The organism is Maritalea sp. YIW29, assembly GCF_057219265.1.
In genome coordinates this window covers 1202733-1222459 of the sequence record NZ_JBXVVF010000002.1, presented here as the reverse complement: position 1 = coordinate 1222459, position 19727 = coordinate 1202733, and the positions used below count along the sequence as shown (strand labels likewise).

21 protein-coding genes and 1 tRNA gene are annotated in these 19727 nt (G+C 47.9%); 14 read left to right on the top strand and 8 right to left on the bottom strand.

Features of this window, described 5'->3' with window-relative positions:
- Nucleotides 1–249: 249 nt before the first annotated feature.
- The 4 genes from AC2D8L_RS15325 to AC2D8L_RS15310 all read left to right on the top strand — a co-directional run bounded on the left by AC2D8L_RS15325 (nt 250) and on the right by AC2D8L_RS15310 (nt 3263).
- Entirely contained in the window at nt 250–471 is a 222-nt protein-coding gene (locus AC2D8L_RS15325) for a hypothetical protein (RefSeq protein WP_484686348.1), read from the top strand.
- A 197-nt stretch (nt 472–668) separates the two neighbouring features.
- Nucleotides 669–1241 carry an SLATT domain-containing protein gene (locus AC2D8L_RS15320; RefSeq protein WP_484686347.1) on the top strand — a complete coding sequence of 191 codons (573 nt, stop codon included), beginning with the start codon at nt 669–671 and terminating at the stop codon, nt 1239–1241.
- A 7-nt stretch (nt 1242–1248) separates the two neighbouring features.
- Nucleotides 1249–2607, top strand: coding sequence for a reverse transcriptase domain-containing protein (locus AC2D8L_RS15315; protein WP_484686346.1), 1359 nt, complete (start codon nt 1249–1251; stop codon nt 2605–2607).
- Between the two features lie 47 nt (nt 2608–2654).
- A complete protein-coding gene (locus AC2D8L_RS15310) occupies nt 2655–3263 on the top strand; it encodes a hypothetical protein (RefSeq protein ID WP_484686345.1) in 609 nt (202 codons plus the stop codon).
- 115 nt (nt 3264–3378) lie between these two features.
- On the opposite strand, the gene AC2D8L_RS15305 is transcribed toward AC2D8L_RS15310, so the two are convergent.
- A tRNA-Met gene (locus AC2D8L_RS15305) sits at nt 3379–3455 on the bottom strand.
- Nucleotides 3456–3691: 236 nt separating this feature from the next.
- On the opposite strand from AC2D8L_RS15305, the gene AC2D8L_RS15300 reads away from it, so the two are divergent.
- Entirely contained in the window at nt 3692–4354 is a 663-nt protein-coding gene (locus AC2D8L_RS15300; RefSeq protein ID WP_484686344.1) for a YiaD family glycine zipper/OmpA-like lipoprotein, read from the top strand.
- Between the two features lie 80 nt (nt 4355–4434).
- Here AC2D8L_RS15300 and AC2D8L_RS15295 read toward each other — a convergent pair whose 3' ends face one another.
- Entirely contained in the window at nt 4435–5550 is a 1116-nt protein-coding gene (locus tag AC2D8L_RS15295) for a quinone-dependent dihydroorotate dehydrogenase (RefSeq protein ID WP_484686343.1), read from the bottom strand.
- A gap of 1 nt (nt 5551) precedes the next feature.
- On the bottom strand, nt 5552–5890 hold the full coding sequence (locus tag AC2D8L_RS15290) for a DUF952 domain-containing protein (RefSeq protein ID WP_484686342.1): 339 nt from the start codon (nt 5888–5890) through the stop codon (nt 5552–5554).
- Between the two features lie 180 nt (nt 5891–6070).
- Between AC2D8L_RS15290 and AC2D8L_RS15285 the strand changes: the two genes are divergently transcribed.
- Nucleotides 6071–6706, top strand: coding sequence for a S24 family peptidase (locus AC2D8L_RS15285; protein WP_484686341.1), 636 nt, complete (start codon nt 6071–6073; stop codon nt 6704–6706).
- 3 nt (nt 6707–6709) lie between these two features.
- Here AC2D8L_RS15285 and AC2D8L_RS15280 read toward each other — a convergent pair whose 3' ends face one another.
- On the bottom strand, nt 6710–7459 hold the full coding sequence (locus AC2D8L_RS15280; protein WP_484686340.1) for a LytTR family DNA-binding domain-containing protein: 750 nt from the start codon (nt 7457–7459) through the stop codon (nt 6710–6712).
- Nucleotides 7460–7566: 107 nt separating this feature from the next.
- Here AC2D8L_RS15280 and AC2D8L_RS15275 point away from each other — a divergent pair, with 107 nt between their 5' ends.
- Complete coding sequence (locus AC2D8L_RS15275) at nt 7567–8265, top strand: ankyrin repeat domain-containing protein (protein WP_484686339.1); 699 nt, start codon at nt 7567–7569, stop codon at nt 8263–8265.
- A gap of 67 nt (nt 8266–8332) precedes the next feature.
- On the opposite strand, the gene AC2D8L_RS15270 is transcribed toward AC2D8L_RS15275, so the two are convergent.
- Entirely contained in the window at nt 8333–9940 is a 1608-nt protein-coding gene (locus AC2D8L_RS15270) for a lysine--tRNA ligase (protein WP_484686338.1), read from the bottom strand.
- Nucleotides 9941–10157: 217 nt separating this feature from the next.
- Between AC2D8L_RS15270 and AC2D8L_RS15265 the strand changes: the two genes are divergently transcribed.
- Nucleotides 10158–10565 (top strand): tellurite resistance TerB family protein, encoded by a 408-nt coding sequence (locus tag AC2D8L_RS15265; protein WP_484686337.1) that lies wholly within the window; start codon nt 10158–10160, stop codon nt 10563–10565.
- A gap of 67 nt (nt 10566–10632) precedes the next feature.
- Here AC2D8L_RS15265 and AC2D8L_RS15260 read toward each other — a convergent pair whose 3' ends face one another.
- Nucleotides 10633–11367 carry a metallophosphoesterase family protein gene (locus tag AC2D8L_RS15260; RefSeq protein WP_484686336.1) on the bottom strand — a complete coding sequence of 245 codons (735 nt, stop codon included), beginning with the start codon at nt 11365–11367 and terminating at the stop codon, nt 10633–10635.
- A gap of 178 nt (nt 11368–11545) precedes the next feature.
- Here AC2D8L_RS15260 and AC2D8L_RS15255 point away from each other — a divergent pair, with 178 nt between their 5' ends.
- From AC2D8L_RS15255 to AC2D8L_RS15245, 3 genes are all read left to right on the top strand, one after another.
- Nucleotides 11546–11947 (top strand): GntR family transcriptional regulator, encoded by a 402-nt coding sequence (locus AC2D8L_RS15255; RefSeq protein WP_484686335.1) that lies wholly within the window; start codon nt 11546–11548, stop codon nt 11945–11947.
- A gap of 1 nt (nt 11948) precedes the next feature.
- Nucleotides 11949–12827: a hypothetical protein gene (locus tag AC2D8L_RS15250; protein WP_484686334.1), complete on the top strand. Its 879-nt coding sequence runs from the start codon at nt 11949–11951 to the stop codon at nt 12825–12827.
- A gap of 126 nt (nt 12828–12953) precedes the next feature.
- Entirely contained in the window at nt 12954–13823 is an 870-nt protein-coding gene (locus AC2D8L_RS15245) for a sterol desaturase family protein (RefSeq protein WP_484686333.1), read from the top strand.
- Here the strand turns inward: AC2D8L_RS15245 and AC2D8L_RS15240 are convergent.
- Entirely contained in the window at nt 13820–14650 is an 831-nt protein-coding gene (locus AC2D8L_RS15240) for a transporter substrate-binding domain-containing protein (protein ID WP_484686332.1), read from the bottom strand. The genes AC2D8L_RS15245 and AC2D8L_RS15240 overlap by 4 nt on opposite strands.
- A 93-nt stretch (nt 14651–14743) precedes the next feature.
- Here AC2D8L_RS15240 and AC2D8L_RS15235 point away from each other — a divergent pair, with 93 nt between their 5' ends.
- From AC2D8L_RS15235 to AC2D8L_RS15225, 3 genes are all read left to right on the top strand, one after another.
- Entirely contained in the window at nt 14744–16672 is a 1929-nt protein-coding gene (locus tag AC2D8L_RS15235) for a glycosyltransferase (protein WP_484686331.1), read from the top strand.
- A gap of 65 nt (nt 16673–16737) precedes the next feature.
- Complete coding sequence (locus AC2D8L_RS15230; protein WP_484686330.1) at nt 16738–17379, top strand: hypothetical protein; 642 nt, start codon at nt 16738–16740, stop codon at nt 17377–17379.
- A 1-nt stretch (nt 17380) separates the two neighbouring features.
- Nucleotides 17381–18340: a P1 family peptidase gene (locus tag AC2D8L_RS15225; RefSeq protein WP_484686329.1), complete on the top strand. Its 960-nt coding sequence runs from the start codon at nt 17381–17383 to the stop codon at nt 18338–18340.
- Here AC2D8L_RS15225 and AC2D8L_RS15220 read toward each other — a convergent pair.
- Nucleotides 18337–19641 carry a DUF3422 family protein gene (locus AC2D8L_RS15220; protein WP_484686328.1) on the bottom strand — a complete coding sequence of 435 codons (1305 nt, stop codon included), beginning with the start codon at nt 19639–19641 and terminating at the stop codon, nt 18337–18339. The two genes, AC2D8L_RS15225 and AC2D8L_RS15220, sit on opposite strands and share 4 nt — an antisense overlap.
- Between the last annotated feature and the right edge of the window lie 86 nt (nt 19642–19727).

Genomic DNA, 19727 nt, shown 5'->3' with positions numbered 1-19727 from the left:
AACTATTCGCGCCGAGTTGCAGATTCTTGACGAACGCGTGAATGTTTTATGACAGTGGATAAAGTGCAGGGCTGGCCGACATAGCGATTGGGTTGGGATTTGCCATTGGCCTGCGACGATAAATGGAGATTGAAAGGCAACAATTGCACAACCTGAGGCCTTATTTTCCCAGCGATCCAAATGGAGTTTGTCCCTGACAAGGCGAGATGGGCTGTCTTATCAATTGATCGTCAAAACATGGAGACGATCATGACTGAAATCATCACACTCAAGCAAATCTGCGAAGAACTGAAAATCGATCCACGCGAAGCGCGTGAAAAGCTACGCACAGCAGCACGCGACAAAAAGAACTATCCAGCGCTGGCTGCACATAAGCCACGCACACCTTGGCAATGGGTGAATGGATCTGATGGCGAGAAAGAGGCACAGGAGTCCTTGAATTGCAAAACAACCAATGCAAAGCAGAAATGACTATCGACATATTACGTTAGATTGTGCAGTCTATCAATGTGTGTGAGCGGGATGGCGACATCGCCATCAGCTCATGTTTGGGTTATACTTATAGACACAGGCATTTTGCCTGAGCGATTACAATCTGTACCGCTATCTTCTTCGGAGGAATTAATGCTCTTGAACTTTTGCGCTCACACACTTTTTTGGGGGTAAAGTTGGAAAATCAAGAAGCACTTAAAGAAATAAAAGACAGAGTATGGATTACAGCAAAATCACGTATTACAGCCGAAAAGCGGCTTAGACAGATTGATACTGTCACCCACATCTCGCTTACGCTGCTATCAACAATCGTCGTTGGAATTTCAGTGTTCGCGGACCAACTTCCAGCCAACGTTCCAGTCACAAAATACACAATAATTCTGTCTATTCTTGTTCTTGTTTTCTCCGTAATAGTATTCGGGTTCAGGTTCGGTCAGAGCGCTGTCCTACAAAGAGAATGCTACCTGCGCCTAGATCGTATTCGTGACAGCGGCGCTGGCGCGGATGAACTTCAAAAAGAATACCATGAAATTCTATCAGCCTATCCAAATCATTCTAGCTTAGATTACGAGAAGCTAATTCTTGATCGTACGCTTTTCAGCAAAGCTGGAATTACGGACTCACATGGGAAGTCATTAAAATGGACGTTCCCTATGCTTGCCCGGTATCTATTCAATTCTCTCTTGTTGTGGTCGGTTCCGCTACTGATACTGATAGGCAGCATCGGGTCGCTGTTTTGGATTTGGTAGAATTTCAGTGAAGAAAAATGAAAGGTCAGCAGCGAATTGGTTTCAGTCCTATTTAACTAAACCCACATTTCAAAAACTGTATGAGGAATATGTACATGAACGCAGTGGCGTCGGCCGCGACGGTGTTACCACCTCGCAGTTTCAGACTATGCTTGATAGTGAAATTGAAACTGCTTTGCGCAAAATTCAAAACATTACTTTCGATTTCACGTCATACAAAGAGAAACTAATTTCAAAGGGTGCCGATAGCTTCCCTAGGCAGATTTCAGTTCCCACTGTAAGAGACAAGCTAGTACTTAAATTCCTATCAGAAGTGCTCGCAAAGATTTACCCTGAACATGTATCAAGGCCCCCACACGAATTCGTCAAGCGCATTCACAAAACGTCGTCCAGCGCACCATCCAGCTATTGTTATTTGCGACTAGACATCCAGAATTACTATCCCTCAATAGATCATAAAATTCTGATGCGCATTTTACGCCGCAAGATACGGCACAAAGCACTTCTCCATTTAGTTGAAAATGCAATCAAGACACCGACAGGCGTGAGGAAAAGTGACGCCACGCAAAATACGTTGGGTATCCCACAAGGACTAAGCATCTCGAACATTTTGGCAAAGCTGTATTTAGAAGACATCGACAAACAGATGATGGAAGACAATACCATCGAGTATTCTAGATTTGTCGATGACATCCTCATCATAAGCGAAAAAAGCAGGGCAAAATCTCTATCTGTAGAACTTCCAAAACTAATAAAACAGAAGCGAAAGGTATTTTGTCACAAGGTGGGAGAAAGCAGCAAAAGTACCTTAATCAAGCTAGAAAACGGGATTGACTATCTAGGATACCATTTTCGAGGTAACGAAATCGAGGTTCGGGCTTCATCGTACAAAAAGATGTTCTCAAATCTAATGAAGATATTCACGTCAATGAAATACAAGACAAACAAAGCTCCGTTGATTTGGCGATTGAACTTAAGAATTTCGGGTTGTCTGTATCTAGAAAAGAAAATTGGGTGGGTTTTCTTTTTCTCCCAATCTGAAAATAAAAGGCAATTGATGCAGTTGGACGCGTTCGTCAAAAACCAAGTAAGCAAATTGTTGGATGATGAGGAAATAAAGCGAATTAAGTCATTCAACAAGTCATTCCACGAGGCAAAATACAATTTCAGGAACTCTAATTACTTTCCAAATTTTGACCAGTTTGATGACGAGCAAAAAAGAGCGCAAATCAGAATACTGTTACCTCCACGAAGAGTAACGCAGCTTGACTTACTTAACTCGAACGAGCTCGATAAACTCTTTCGACAATGCATGACAAAGGAAGTCAAAGAAATTGAAAAAGACATGCTTGAAGCATTCTCATAGCAATCGAAACGCATCACAGTTCGCTGTTTGTGAGATAGTGTAGAGTGTTGGACGAAAATCAAAAAATAGAGTTGCTTGACGCTTTTCCTGAGCTGCGCGCTAAAGACATTATTCTCCAAAAGGAACTCTACGCACATTTTGGATTGCTATTCTTTGGGTATTCTTTGATAGAGCACTCAATGATAAATTCACTTACGTATCATCATGTTGGTGTACGATTCAGTGCAGGCAAAATACGCAACAAAAAACAATGGGAAACCACACACGATACCGGGTACGAACGTGCGACGAAACTGACATTTGGGAACCTTGTAAAGAACATCATCGATATCGCAGAGTTTACTTCGTTATCAGATCGTCTTGATGAAGCAAAACGGCAGCGCAACTATTTCGCGCACCACTTTTTTCGCGAAGAAGTTCCAATTTATATGAGCGATGAAGGGTGTTGGCAGCTACTATTTGAATTTAAAAAACTGAATGACGACATAAGAAATCTGGACAGTGATCTTCGTGCGCCATTTGAGGAAATGTGTAAGAGGATGAGCCTTCCACTCCCTACACCCGAGCAACTGGAACTAGAAACATCCAAGTTGGTCGACGACGCAAGAACCACGTTGATGAATGACAAAGCGCAATTTGGTTGGAAAAGCAAATGAGATTTCGGTGGATGTGATAAACATCAAAAAAATCCCAAATGCGACCCAAGCCAATCCACACGCAAACACGCGTCGAGCTACTCTCGCCTAACATACTACAATGTATAAGGATTTTTGGTAGCGGGAGAGGGACTTGAACCCCCGACACGCGGATTATGATTCCGCTGCTCTAACCAGCTGAGCTACCCCGCCACAGGGTGTTTTGGATCGTGTGAACCAAACTTGAACTAGCAAATCGTTACATCGATTGAACTGTTCGTGCGCGATATAATGCGGGCGAGCAAATCTTGTCAAGCAAAACCGCAACTGTGTTTGCCCATTATGCCCAAGGATATGAAAATATTAAGCTTCCGGGCGAATTATTGATCTTTTTCTGGCCGCAAAGTCATGTATCATTGCCCCATATTTCGGCGGCAAAGGGACGTATAATGAAAAAACCAATTATGATCGCGGCAATGACCGCGTTGGTGCTGAGTGGATGTAGCCCCACTTGGCTCAACAATGACAGCGGCAACCTGCGTAACTCGGTAAAAGGCGGCGCAGCTGGCGCGGCGGCTGGGGCGCTTGCGGGCCTTGTTTATGCAGGCGTTGCCAACAAAGATGCACGTAGCGCGGCGCTAATTGGCGCGGGCCTTGGTGCCCTCACCGGCGCTGGCGTTGGCATTTATATGGACAAGCAAGAAGAAGAGCTTCGTGCGGGCCTTGCAGATTCAGGCGTCACAGTCACCCGACAAGGCGACAATATCGTCCTGAACATGCCGTCCAACATTACCTTTGCTGTCAACCAAGATCAGGTGCAGCCACAGTTCCACAAAGTTCTCACTTCGGTTGCAACAGTGTTGCAGCGCTATCCGAAAACGCTGGTGGACATTTACGGCCACACGGATTCTTCAGGTTCTGACCAGTACAATATGGAACTGTCTAACCGCAGAGCACTTTCTGTGGCCAACTATGTTTCAGGCGTCGGCGTTGATCCAAGGCGGGTTTATGTGACCGGTTATGGCGAAAGCCAACCAATCGCTTCCAACTCAACTGAAGCGGGCAAAGCAGCCAACCGTCGTGTAGAAATTCAAATTGCGCCACTAACTTAAAGCGCAAGCGTTAATCATCAAAAAGGCCGCCTTGTCGTTAAACAGGGCGGCCTTTTATTTTATATTCGAGAGGTATGATCTCAAATGTTCAGCGTGCCGTTTGCCCAGCCTTCAACATCCGTCGATGTTAAATCCGCAACGCTTTTCAAACGGTCGCGGCGGATCATTTGCGCCATACCGTCTTTGATGTCCCGCAGCATTTCCATGCCGCCAAACACCAGCGCACTATAGAGTTGAATTGCGTTTGCACCTGCTGAAAATTTGGCGATCGCCGATTGCGCATTGTGAACACCGCCAACGCCTATAATCGGCATATCATTGCCAACACGCATCCGCATTTGCGCCAATCGTTGCGTTGAGAAATTGAACAGCGGTTTGCCGCTCAAGCCCCCTGCTTCATTTTCATGCTCAGAACCCGCAATTTGCGCCCGACCCAAAGTGGTGTTGGAAATGATCAACCCGTCAAGATCGACTGTTTTGATCACCTCAACAACTTCATCCATTTGGCTTTCATCCAAGTCCGGCGCCAGTTTCAAAAACACTGGTACGCGAATGGATGCTTGCGCCCGCGCGTGTAACGCTTCACCCAGCAATCGCTTCAAAGCTTCTCCGGACTGCAGATCACGCAGACCGGGTGTATTTGGCGACGAGATATTGACCGTAAGATAGTCGGCCACCGGCGCGAACCGGCGCACGCCCTCAACATAGTCCGCAACAAAGTCGGAACTGTCTTTGTTGGCACCCACATTGACGCCAATTGTGGTGCCAGCTTGTTTCTCACTCGTCAGGCGCTCATAGGCGGCCAAATGCCCTTCATTATTGAACCCCATGCGGTTGATCACGCCCTGTTTTTCAGGCACCCGAAATAATCGCGGTTTTGGGTTCCCGTCTTGAGGCCGTGGCGTAATGGTGCCCACTTCAGCAAACCCAAAACCAATATCACAAAGCTGGTTTGGCACTTCTGCGTTTTTGTCAAAACCTGCTGCCATACCAATTGGGTTTTTCAGCGTTAAACCCGCAATTTCTGTTCGAAAAAATCCAGGATCCGCCAATTCTTGTGGCGAAACCGCCCCCAGTTTTATCGCATTGATCGTTAGGCCATGGGCCGTTTCTGGATCAAGTTTAAGCAATGCTTCGCGGCTCAAATTTTGAACCATCGGTTTGCTGAGCAGTCGAGAGATTTTGGAAAACACCATTTTATAACCCCTCAGGCAAAATAAAGGCACCAGCTGTGTCCAACTTTAACTCATGTTCACCAACAACTGCATCAAGCGGCAAATCCGCATAAAGGTGCGGAAACAGCACGCCACCACGGGATGGCTCCCACTTGACTTCGGTGCCAATTTTGTCTGTTTCAACGCTTAAAAGTAAGAGGTCAGTTTGCCCTGCAAAATGCAAACTCAGCGTTTTGGCGAGCTGATCAGCAGTGGAAAAATGAATATATCCGTCACTGATATCAATCGAAACACCAGTGAAAATGCCATTCGCTTTGGCCGTTTGCCAATGCGTTGCTGAACAAACTTTGTAAATCTTCATGATCACCACAATTTTAACGAATTATTTGCTTCGGACTTAGGGCCATTTGCTCAAATGTGCAAGGAAAAGCCGAGAATTTGAGCATTGTTGCTTTACATCCGAGTTAATGAAAGTTAACAAAGGGATAGGATTTTTGTCCTTTAGGTCAGAAACTATTCCTGTGCATGATTTGGAACTTATATGATTACCCACCGCGCAATTTGGTCCGCCATCGATACATTGGCACAACGCCGCGGTCTTTCTGTGTCCGGACTTGCCAGGCTGGCTGGGCTTGACCCAACAGCCTTCAACCCCTCAAAACGCATCTCAAAAGACGGGCGAGAGCGGTGGCCTTCCACCGAGAGCATTGCAAAAACATTGGCGTCTGTTGATGAAAGCATGGACCAATTCCTGTCCGGCGGCGGTGTTTACGAACAAACAAATTCGCACAAAGCGGCCGTGCCACTGTTGGGGTTTGCTCAGGCGGGTGCTGGTGGATTTTTCGATAGTGGTGGATTTCCCGCTGGTCAGGGCTGGGACGAAGTCAGCATTCCAGTTGGGCCGAATTCTAGCACATATGCGTTGGAAGTGAGCGGCGATAGCATGTTGCCGCTTTATCGAGATGGTGACGTCATCATCGTCTCCCCGGACGAACAGATCCGTCGCGGCGATCGGGTGGTCGTGCGCACATTGGACGGCGAAGTGATGGCTAAAATTTTGCACCGTCAAACCGCGAACAATGTGGAACTGCACTCGCTGAACCCCGATCATCCGCCTAGAAGTCTCGCAACCACAGACTTGGATTGGATTGCCCGCATTCTCTGGGCCAGCCAATAGGCATTAAATTTGCTTGAGAACCTGCGCCCGATAGGACCGCCCAACGGGCAATTCTCTACCATCTTTTAGGCGCAAAAACAGTCGCGTATCTCGCCAAACCTTTTGCACCACCGCGTCGATGGCAACCCAGTGGCCTCGATGAATGCGCATCCCGTCATAATGCTTCAGCTCCTCCTCTGCTCGTTTTAGACTGAGCAAGATAAGCGCTTCTCCTCGTTCTGTGCGCACCTGCACATAATGGTCAGCGCTCGAAACTGTAACAATATTTTGCCCTAGATATTGCGGCAACCGAGCGAAAAACGCGTCCGCCTTCATACTTGTATTTGCAGTTATCTCCCCAAAGTCATGTGTGAAATGCAAAAGCACAACGATCCCTAGCGTCACTGGCCACAAAACGGACGCCTCAGTGAACAAGTTTTGAACGGTCAGCGGAAAATCGGCGAAGTAGAAGCTTGCCAATGTTACAGCGCAAATCGCGGCCAGTGGGATAGAGAGCAAAAATACAATCAAGCTCTTCAACGCAGGATGTGAACTCAAAAAGCCAACCGCTCTGTGCGCGAATAAAAAAGTGAGCATTGTCGGTAGCCAAATCGCGATCAACCAACCGGTCCAATAGGAAGCACGAACTGGGAACGACAAATAGTAGGTCCCAAATGGGCCAGTCACTGAAATGGCAATTGCAAGAAGACACAGACTTAACGTTCGCCGAGGATCGACAAAATCATAGCCTTTAAAAACGTCGTTTATAGCCATTGGTTGTTTCCGAATTTTGATTGGTCACTCGTGCATCCTGAATTGAAACACGCACGGAACCGCGCATTGTTGGGCGCGATATTAAAACAGTTTTGGGAAATCAGTCTATGTTCAAAATTCCATCCATTCGCCTGCCAATTCGCTTCTTCTTGTTGCTCGGCTTAATCACACCACCCGCTTTTGCCACCGAAACCTTGATGGCGGCCATTCAAGAGGGGGATCAAAATTTGGTTGCAAGCGAACTAGAACAGGGTGCTGACCCGAACTACACAAAAAAAGGTGCGTTTACAGCACTGTCGCTTGCGGTACTGAAGGGTAACGCGCCCATAGCGAAACTGCTGATTGAAGCTGGTGCTGATGTCAATCAACCTGCCTCCATGCGAGATGCTGAACGTCCACTTTCACTCGCCGCGCAATCGGGCGGAAACAGTGCAAAGATGATTGACTTATTGATCGCTAACGGCGCTGAAACCGAATTCACCAGCGGCGAATGGGTAATGACGCCCTTGCAAACTGCCATCCTTAATCATCGCACAGAAAATGCCCTTGCCCTAATTGCGCACAACGTTGATTTGATTGCGCCGGATAAAGTCGGCGATCCTTCGCTACACGGCGCAATTTATCAACGCAACGAACGTGTCGTACACGCATTGCTAAAGAACGGAGCTGATCCTGCATTTTTAAACGATGATGGTTTGAACGCTTTCCAGTTCTCAACAAAGTGGGATAGAGAGGAATTTGCTCTTCCTATTTTGAAGGAATATCACCCAAAATTTTGCGAAGCGAACAACTGCAAACTGAATTAGATCTAGACGCATCGACACGCCTGCACCCAATTGGGGTGCAGGTTAGTTCTCCAACACGACGATGTTATTAAACGAACTTGCCGCTCAACGCGTCCTTGATCAGCTGCTTGGTTTCTTCAACGCCATAAAGGGCGATAAAAGAGCCAAATCGAGGACCTTGGTCCTGCCCCAACAGCACTTGATAAAGCGCTTTAAACCAGTTCCGCAACGGATCAAATTCGTACTTTTTGCCAACAGAAAACACCAAGGTCTGGATTGCATCCGCATCGGTTCCATCTTCAACATCATCCAACAGGGTAGCAAGCTCAACCATTGCTGCGGCCTCTTGTTCGGTGGCCGCCCGGAACTTCTTAGTTGGCTTCACAAAGTCCGCGAAATAACGGATGGCATATCCAACCAATCGATCCAATTCAGGATGCGTTTGAGGCGTCGCGTCTGGTGCATACCGAGAAATAAAGCCCCACAATACCGCACTGTCCTCAGCATTGGCTGCAGAAACCAAATTCAACAAAAGTGCAAAACTGATCGGCAAATCATAAGCGGGCGGAAGTTCACCACGAATATGGGTCGCTGGGTTTTCCAGCAATTCAGCTGCAGTTTGTTTTTCCGCCGCGCGAGAAAACGCATAGAACTCGTCAACCGCTTTGGGGATCACGTCAAAGTAAAGCTTCTTCGCTGTCTTTGGCTTTTGGAACATGAACAGAGCCAAGCTTTCCGGCGAAGCGTAGGTCAGCCAATCTTCCATGGACAAACCATTGCCCTTAGACTTGGAAATTTTTTGTCCGGTTTCATCCAAGAACAATTCATAGCTCAAGCTCTCAGGTGGCGTACCACCCAAAGCGCGCACAATGCGAGATGACAAACGAACACTGTCGATCAGGTCTTTACCTGACATTTCATAGTCGATGCCCAGCGCATACCAACGCAACGCCCAGTCGGCTTTCCATTGGCATTTAACTGCGCCACCCGTCACCGGCACCGTTACTTCGTCACCCATTTCTGGATCAATGTAAGTCACGGTGCCCGCTTCAACATCACGCGCGATCATAGGCACTTGCAACACTTTGCCGGTCCGCGGACAAATCGGCAGGAATGGCGAATATGTCTTTTGGCGCTCTTCACCCAATGTTGGCAAGATGACTTTCATGACGTCATCATAAACTTCGAGCATGCGCAGGAGCGCTTTGTCTAAAACGCCAGATGTATAATAATCGGTCGAACTCACAAATTCATATTCAAAGCCAAAGTCGTCCAAAAACGCCTGCAGCCGTGCATTATTGTGGTGCGCAAAACTTGGATATTCGTCAGAAAACGGATCTGGCACTTTGGTCAACGGCATGCCGATATATTGCTCCAAATGCTCGCGATTTGGCACATTCGTTGGCACTTTGCGGAACCCGTCCATATCATCCGAAAAGCAGATGATTTTTGTTGGAATTTTGTCTTCCGTCAGCAAACGAAACGCCATGCGCACCATCGATGTGCGGGCAACTTCGCCGAACGTGCCGATATGCGGCAAACCAGATGGGCCATATCCGGTTTGAAACAGCACCTCGTCCTTGGGCGATTTCTCCAACCGTTTGACAATCTTCTTCGCTTCTTCAAAAGGCCATGCGCGCGCATTTGCGGCGTTTGTGAAAAACTCTGCGTCAAAGATTGTTGGGGTGTTTGCCATTTGGCTGCCCTTTGGTTGGAAAACGAATTGGATGATCAAATCGCGCCGACGTTCAAATGAGTTTAAACCAGCGCGTGAGGCGATTTCGCATACCTAAACCACATCGTCAATGCTCTAAGGTAAAGCGGCTAATTCAAATAGTTTAGCCAGCGCCTTGTAATTGGGCATGAACACCCCTAGTTTTTGGCCTGAAATTTCGAACCAAATGAGGGCTCTCATGTCACTTACGCCTCAAGAAGCGCTAATTTACATTATGGTTGTTGTGTCAGCAGCCGACCGTCGCATGTCAGATGAAGAATTGGGCCGCATCGGTTCCGTAGTGCGCAACTTGCCAATCTTCAAAGAGTTTTCTGAAGACGCGCTGACATTTGTCTGCGGCCAATGCGCAGATATCTTGGACGACGACAATGGCATGAACAACGTGTTGGACATTATCGCTGATACAATTCCTGCCAAATTGAGCGACACGGCCTATGCAGTTGCCGTAGAGATCGCCGCTGCAGATCTAGACATTCGCCCAGAAGAAATCCGCATTTTGGAACTTTTGCGTGGTCGCCTGAAAATCAACAAACTGACATCCGCCGCCATCGAACTTGCCGCACAAGCACGTCACCGCACTGTTTAATCCGACACCTCAATAATTGCGGCATTTCACTTAAATGTAATGCCGCGCGATGAAGCTTTTGGCAGTGCTAAACTTGGGGCGCTAACAATTGCCGCCCCTCGTCAGTGAGCAGCCAACATTGTTGGTCTTCAAATACTGCTGCCGACAAGGGATGGCCGTATCCAGCACCACTATCTAAGTTCACCCGGTTACCATAGTGCGTTGCCGCAGGAACGGTAGTGTGACCATGCACAACCAGCCACGGATGAGGCCGCTGATCATCCAAAAATCCTTCGCGGATCCAAATCAAATCTTCTTTGTCTTGTTGTTCAATTGGTACACCAGGCCGAATGCCCGCATGCACAAACAAAAGACCGTCCTCAATATGGTGGTGAGGTAGGGCATCGATGAACTTAATATGCGCCGATGGAGCAAGTGACTTTGCAGCCTCATGCACTTTGTAAATTCGCTCTCTTTCACCAAATTCAACCCCGTAAGACGCCAAGGTTTCAACACCGCCAATCCGTTCATGCAGCCAATGGTACCCCACCAAAAGCTGGGAATCGTTGCGGGGATAATCCTCTAAGAACATAGAAAACATCCGATCGTGATTACCCAAGATACATTTCCAGTTCTTGCCGCCTTCAACGCCATCGACCAGCAACTGAACGACTTGTTTGCTGTTTGGCCCCCGATCAACATAGTCCCCAAGGAAAATAATCCGCGCGTCTCGGCCGCCATCCATTTCAATTCGCTCTAATACTCTGTGCAACTCTTCAAGCTGCCCATGTATGTCGCCAATGGCATATATAGGCTCAGACATGTTTTCTCCTTAAGTGAAACTGGCTGTTTCTGATAGCGAGCGGTAGGCGCACAAATCGTACATCCCCGTTTCACCACAAACTGACTAACGAATTGGCAATCACACACAAAACAGAATTCCTCACAGTGATTTATATGTACCACTTGACATAAGGGTACATATAACACATATACAGCATATGAAAGTTGCTATTGATATCGAAAAACCAGAACCGCTATTTGCCCAATTGATTTCTGAAATCAAGCAAGCGGTGATGAAAGATGCTCTAAATCCAGGCGATCCATTGCCCTCAATCCGGCAATTGGCCAACGATTTGGATGTAAACAACAAGACTGTCGCTAAGGCCTATAAATTACTCGAGCGCGACAATGTCATCGTCACAAAAGGCTATCGCGGCACATTTGTGCACCCAGACGCAAAATCAAACAGCTCTGCAGACCTAAGCCCCTGGGCAAACGAAATTCTGGCAGAAGCGGTGAAAACATTGCGCGCTGCCGGCGTCACAGATTCTGAAATTCGCATCGCTTTCAAAGCAAGCATGGACAATCAAACCAACATAAACAAACGCAGCGGAGACTGATATGTGGTTAGACATTTTATTCTACATCGTTCTTTTAGGGCAGGTCATCTTGATCTCGTTTTACTACCCACACAAAGTGCAAAAACGAAGCACCCATGTCCTAAATACGCACCCACCCGCGCAATACCCTAAACTCTATGAAAATGACTATTACGCAAACCCAGAAGCCGTGCTGCGCAAGGTTCTAAATCGGTATAGGTTTGCCAGTTTCGCTATCGGTCTTTTCGGCATCACCATTTTAGTCGCTATGCCAATAACCGGCTATGCACCGCATCAGATAAAAGAGAACGAACATCTAATCTTCGTGTTGATGTACGCAGCACTACAAATGACGCCCTATTTTTATTCTGAGCTCTCCACCTATAATTGGTACAAACATGTGCGCGCCGCCGCCAACAACAAAAAAAGAACAGCCGAATTGGCACCGCGTAAGCTGTTCAACTTCGCTTCACCCACCCTTGTGACATTAGCCATTTTGCTGTTTGTCAGTTGGTTGGCCTTCTATGCCTTAAGCCACAACGACGCCCCTTGGAAATGGAACCAATATTTCACGATAACTCTCATGAGTGCGGTCAATATTGGCTTTGCGCTGGCCATTTTTGCGTCCATCAACGGCAAAAAACTAGATCCACACCAGTCTCACCCTGACCAAATGAGACGTATTCGCACCATCGTGCAAATTTATCTCCTCTCGAGCATTGGCATGAGTATATTTTTGACCGCCATGGAACTGGTCAACCAATACCAATTGGACATGTTCGAACCGCTATTCCTAAGCGTCTATTTTCAACTCATCATTGTCTTCGGCATTGGTCACACCATGCGTGCCTTTTCAACGGACAGCATTGATTTCGAAGTATACAAAGCCGAAACCGCTTAATCACAAAGGAACACCCACAAACAATCATGTGTCCTCGCCTAAGTGCTCACAAAGTGTTGCACCCAAGGTGAGTGGCACAACAGGTGTTCAATGCTATAGGTGGACTTCAGATGAGGAAGTGCACAAATGGAAGAATTAGGGTTCAACGAAGGGGCTTGGCGTTTCGGCAGCTTCGTTTTCATCTTGGTGACAATGTTGATTTTAGAAGCGGTTTTGCCTCGGCGCAAACGTCGCCATACCCGCATTCGGCGTTGGGCGACCAATTTCGGCATTTTGCTTTCAAGCTATGTGACAATCGCCGTCGTCATGGCTGTTCTGACCACAATTGCTGCCCCTGTGACAGCGCTTATCGCAGCACTTTACGCAAAACAGTGGGGCATCGGCCTATTCAACTGGGTTGATTGGCCAATCTGGCTTGAATGGCTCTTGGCGTTTGTCATCCTAGATTTCGTAATCTGGGCACAACATTGGGCAACCCACAAAATTCCAGTGCTGTGGCGTCTGCATCGCGTGCACCACTCAGATCATGATCTTGATGCGTCCAGCGCCGTTCGGTTTCATCCGCTTGAGATCGTCTTCTCTATTTTCTTAAAGGCCGCCGCGATCATCATCATCGGTGCGCCAGCCGTCTTGGTGGTCATTTTTGAAGGGGTGGTGAATGGCACGGCCCTGTTTAACCACGCGAACCTAAAGCTCCCACTCTGGCTAGACCGTATTATCCGCCCGGTCCTTGTCACCCCAGATATGCATCGGGTGCACCATTCAATTGAAGTCGGCGAAACCAATTCAAATTATGGCTTTGCTTTAAGCGTCTGGGACCGTTTGTTCGGCACCTATATTGATCAGCCCGCGTTGGGGCATGACAACATGGTCATCGGGCTGAAGGAACACCAAGAAGATGGTCCACAAGAATTTGTCTGGTCCATTCTATTCCCGTTTCGCAGCAAAAAGACACTTGTTAAAAAACCATCCCCAGCGAAAACCCAAACGGACTAGTAAAAGCCCACCGGGAACCATTTGAGGTAAAGTTCATCCAACTTGCCGGAATTGGATAGGCGCGTTAGCCCAATATCAATTGCCCGCCTAACATTGCTTGCTGTTGGATTTACTGCAATGGCAAGCCCCGCCCCAAAGTCCTCAACACTGAAATAGGGACCACCAACAAAGGAACAACATTGGTTTTGGTTGAGCCAAAAGGATGCGCGCATGCCATCAACAAAGGCAATATCAATTGTGCCGATGCTTAAGCCGTCCAACACATCAAGTTCGCCTTCAAATGGCAAAACAACCTTGTTGGCAAAGTGCTTCTTCAAAAACGCATGATGCGCTGATCCCCGTTGCACCCCAATTGCTTTATCCATTTTGTGCGGATCAAATCCGCGCGCATTCATATCACCTGCCCTAACCACAAACCGGCCCGGCAATGCCATATAGGTCTTTGAAAACTCGAACCGCGCCGCATTTTCTTCGTTCACGCCCAACCCAGCAATAATTGCATCGCCCAGCCCGTCATCCAAAGCGTTGCTGACTTGATCCCATGGCCAACTCTGCAAAGTACATTCGGCCCCAATTTCAGTGCAAATCGCTTCTGCCAATTCCACATTGAAGCCCACTACATCGCCAGTGCTCCCACGATAATTGAATGGAGGAAAGTCAGACGTGGTGAGAAATCGGATTGAAGGCACCAGCGAGAGATCAAGCACATCATCAAATGCCGACGGGTCGACATGACGAGGCAGGCTCTGCCCGTTCGCGAGCGCGCCGAAAACAATCACCAGAAAAACACTCAACGATGTCAGACCAAACGGATATCTCAATTTCATCATATTCAAACTTCGGTCTTTGACTCGTCGATTAAACTTGGTCACATTATCTTTCATAAATTTATTAATGCAATTTTTTAGTGATCTAGTTTTGTGCAAGAATTGAACGAGCACCTTAATGAGCCGTTGGGCGCAGCTCTTTTGCGGCGTGTTTTTAAGGAGTATTTTCAAAGCGATTGGGCGGCCTTGTTTGTCTTGCGGCAAGCGGCAAAGGCTGACGTTGAACCATTTCGCTATTGTGCCGTTGAATTTTCCCTTTCCGAGCAAGAAATTTACCGTCGCGCTGCAAACGTGCTCAACCTCGCATTCACTGAAGAAATCCAAACCCAATCCTGTTCAAAAAAACCAGTTGGTCGTGTGGATCAACTCAAAAATGTCCGCAGTCTGCGCGGCCAATTGTTAGACCGCGACGTGCTTTTTGTGGCACCTGATTTCTGGCGATTTGTCGAGCTCGCAAAAAGCATAAGCTATAAGCCTGAGCTACGTGAAAGATTGTGCGTCGTCTCTCCCAAATTGCTTCAAAGCACGCTCATTCAACTGCAAAATCAAACCATTTACGACAGTGCAATTACCCGCTTAGCTAAGGTATGGCCGTTTGCCAGCGCCCATTTGGGCCTACCTAAATGGATCAGGTTTAGTTTTCTCGCTGTTGTCCTCAGCGTGGCCATTAGCGTATTTTTCCCCTGGGGATGGTTCTCGGCCTTCACTACATTTTTCCTAGCCATCCTGTTTTTGGTGCCTGCAGTATTTCGCCTGAGTTGTGCCTTTAACGGTAGAACGGTCCCCCGCATTCCAAAACAAACATTGATCGCTGATGATCAATTGCCAACCTATAGCGTCATCATTCCACTAAGAGATGAAGCTGTTCTTGTCGAACAACTCGTCAATGCAATTAACAAGTTCCACTATCCCAAGGAAAAGCTCGACGTAAAATTCGTCGTCGAAGCAACTTCAAATGATACAATCGCTGCAGTAAAGGCACTAGCGGACGATATTCATTTTGATCTCATCCCGGTGCCCGACAGCGAACCCAGAACAAAGCCCAAGGCCGTCAATTTCGCATTGCCGTTCGTGCGGGGCGAACATGTGGTCATTTTTGACGCTGAAGACATACCTGAGCCAAACCAACTCCGTATTGCTGCAACGGTTTTTGCAAAAAACGCACAGCTTGAATGTCTTCAAGCCGAGTTGGTGATCGACAATGCAAGCGAAAATGCCCTCACCGCGCTCTTTGCCACCGAGTATGCCGCCCAGTTTGGTCTGATCATGCCCGCTCTTGCCTATTTCGACATGCCAATGCCCCTTGGCGGCACGTCCAACCATTTCCGAACAGAGACACTCAAAAATATAGGTGCATGGGACAGTTTCAATGTTACCGAAGACGCAGATTTAGGCATCCGACTTTCACGTTGGAAACTTAAGTCCGCCGTTTTGCCAAGCTATACGCGCGAAGAAGCCCCAATCAGCCTTTGGCCATGGATCAAGCAACGCACCAGATGGATGAAAGGGTGGATGCAAACCCTTTTGGTCCACAGCCAAGATTACAAGCCCATGGTCGCTCAATTGGGCTGGCGCAACGCACTTATCTTTTACATCTATGTTGGCGGGTTGATTTTTTCTGCGCCCCTGCACGGCCTGTTCGTCGCCCAGTTCATGTACGATCTGGTTATTCACAAAGGCATCCACCTCACTCAATATTTCGAACTCAACATGCATGTATTGGTTCTGATCACAGGGTATCTTAGCGCCATGTGCACCGCATTTTTGGGCCTTTGGCACACCCGCCAACTCCATCTGTTTGGCTGGCAGGCCATATTGCCGTTCTATTGGCTGCTCACCAGTTTCGCCACATTGCGCGCCGCCATACAATTGGCCACAACGCCTTTTTCGTGGGAGAAAACCACGCACGCTAGGACCCAACTGCCTCGCTTTGACGCCAAACAAATGAATGCAAAAACCAAAACCGCAAATGTCTTCGCCAACAAGTCACCCAGTGACACCGACCAATTCACAATCCGCTAAAACTCAACGCTTTTCTTAAGCTCTGCCCTCAACTAGAATTTGACGTAGTGGAAAGAGATTCACCTATGCACATTTCGGTCAATGGACGGCGAAACCATCAGTTCAATATTGGATTGAGCGAAGAAAACAACGACAGCGATAAGCTCGTCGTGCTTTTGCCCGGCTTGGGATATCGTAATTCAAACCCAATCCTATATTTTGCAGAAAAACTGTTCTTAGACCTCGGCTATCGATCGGCGCAAGTGAACTACAAATATGACAAGTTGGATGGCTTTAGAGATTTGGAATTCTCTGAAATCATGGAAATCCTTGCCGCCGACGCCAACACCATAGCAGCTGCGCTCAATGAGATTTCAAACCACAATGACACCGTGTTTGTCGGTAAATCCCTTGGCACAATCATCATGGCCAATCTTGTGCAACAAAATCAGTTCCCGACGGCACACTTTGCATGGCTCACCCCGTCCCTCGCGACACCAAATGTCGACCAGTCCATCATCCAATTGGCCAAGCAATCCTTCGTCGCCATTGGCACGGAAGACAAATATTACGACGAACAGCAGGTGCAGAAATACGCGGAGATCGGCACGACGATGTGTACTCTTCCAGGGCTTGGTCATGTGTTAGAAGCAAAAAGCGATGTCCCCAAAAGCATCAATGGGCATCACCATCTCATCAGCGAAATAAAAAAATGGCTTCAAGAATAATATGACCATAACCAACGACCTAAGCACCTTATCCATTAAAACCAACCGAGCCGGCAGCACCACGCTCGCATTCGACTTTGGTGAAATCAAAATCGGCACTGCAGACTATGTCGACGCGAAAACTGGCTGCACGGTATTTGAGTTCGCTGAAAGAAGCATGATGGTAACCGATTGCAGGGGCGGTGCAATTGGGGCCATTGGCACCCACTATCCAGAAGTTGATGCGATCTGTTTTGCGGGCGGATCGGCATATGGACAAGAAGCTATTTTGGGGGTTGGCGCCGAGCTACACAAACGCGCTCAATACTCCACCGAATGGCAAGATATCGCCCTTGCCGCTGGTGCCATCATTTATGACTACCGCTATCGCGACAACGCCGTCTATCCAGATAAAGCACTCGGCCGTGCTGCCCTAAACGCTGCGCAAGCAGGTCAGTTTTCGATGGGACGCGTCGGTGCAGGCTATTCGGCAAGCGCCGGTAAATGCCTCACCGAAGTTGGATATGAAGGCGAATTAACAGGACAAGGCGCTGCGTTCAGAAAGCTTGGCAAAACCAAGATCTTCATCGCCACCATACTCAACCCATTTGGCGCAATCATCGATCGGTCCGGCAGCGTTGTGCGCGGCAACTTCGATCCAAAATCGGGCAAACGCATCCACCTGAATGAATTTGTGAATGGTATCGAACAAGCAGGAAAAGGCAACACCACGTTGACCCTGATGGTCACCAACCAAAAACTTTCCCGCACCGCATTGCAGCAAGTTGCAAAACAGGTGCATAGTTCCATGTCCCGCGCCATACAACCATTTCATACAGAGTTTGACGGTGATGTTTTCTTTGCGGTCAGCACGGAACAAATCAGCGACCCTGGTCTACCGCCCTTTGCATTGGGCACCGTCGCATCTGAACTCGCTTGGGATGCCGTTTTGGCAGCGGCAGACTCACATCAAATCGACTAGTCTGCACTATGTCTATTTTTAATCGCTCGGATCGCCGACCAACTCGCTATCAAAACCAATGGCGCAAGTAGGGCCAGCGTCATTGATTTTGACAGTGGCAAATATTCAGAAACGCCACTCAATACATATCCCAAAATCCCGAGCGCATAGTAGGAAATAGCAATTGTCGACAGGCCTTCAACGGTCGATTGCAACCGATATTGGCTTTTCGCCGTTTGCGAAATGGAAGTCAAAACCTCTCGGCTTTGCGATTGAATATCCACATTGATCCGCGCATCCAACAATTGAATTGACCGCGCTATTTTGTTGTTCAGCGAGCGTTGGCGTTTTTCAATTGCCCGACAGGTGGCCAATGCCGGGTCAACACGGTTCGAGAGATAGCGAGTGATCGTTGTGTGTTTTTCGCTCTGCTCTTCTTCAATGCGATCAAGCCGAATTTGCAACACGTTGCCATAAGCGCTGCTCGCGGCAAATCTATAGGCTGTTGCATCCAAACTCTGCCCCGCCCTTACCGACAAAGAATGAAGACTGCTCAAAATATGTTTATTATCTTCAATTGTCGAAACCGCGCCAATTTCCTCATTCAGCGCAGATAGTTCCGTTTCAAGCGCCTCGATAATTCGCGATTGCATGCGCGCGTCTGGCAAGCCCAGCAGCGCCATTGTCCGGTAGGTATCAACTTCCAACAGCCGCCGCACCAAAATCCCAGTCTTAATGGAACTCAGCCCGTCGACCGCAATTTCAAACCTGGTAAAGCCGTGAACATCTGCCTGAAAGTCTGTTCCAATCTGCGCATTTCCAGCACCAACCCGCGTTAGGCAAAGGCTTTTTGGTTCAAAACCAAGCAATGCCGCGGGAGAGATTTCTTTGCGCTCAACAACGTCAATTCGGGTCGCCACAATAATGGGGAATTGCTTTAGAACCTCAAGGCCAATGCCCTTTGGCCGTGCAACTTGATCTTCAATTGGCCCATACCATGTCAGCGTCACAAACTCAGTATGTGCTTCCCAAGTAACTTTGTATCCGCCTGAGGAAAATGTATATTGACGCCATCCAAGGTCTGGCGAGAACCCAAGCGTTTTCGCGCACCAATCACGCAGCTGATTACCTGCATAATCCATCTGGTCGGACCGGCGACCAACCAAAAACACAATCCGCCTCGCCCGCAACGCGGCTTGCAAAGGCGGAATTAATCGTGCGTGGATTTCTTCCTGAATTTGATCGCGCAATTCATGATCAAAGAACTCCTGATCGGTAAACTCAATCTGGTCCGTGCCGCGATTGTCTTGCTCGTTATCCATTACATGTCACCCCATTGCCCTCGCGTATTAAGCATCGCGTGACCATGACCACTCGACAAGTGCGCATTTTGTCATACCAGCCCTGC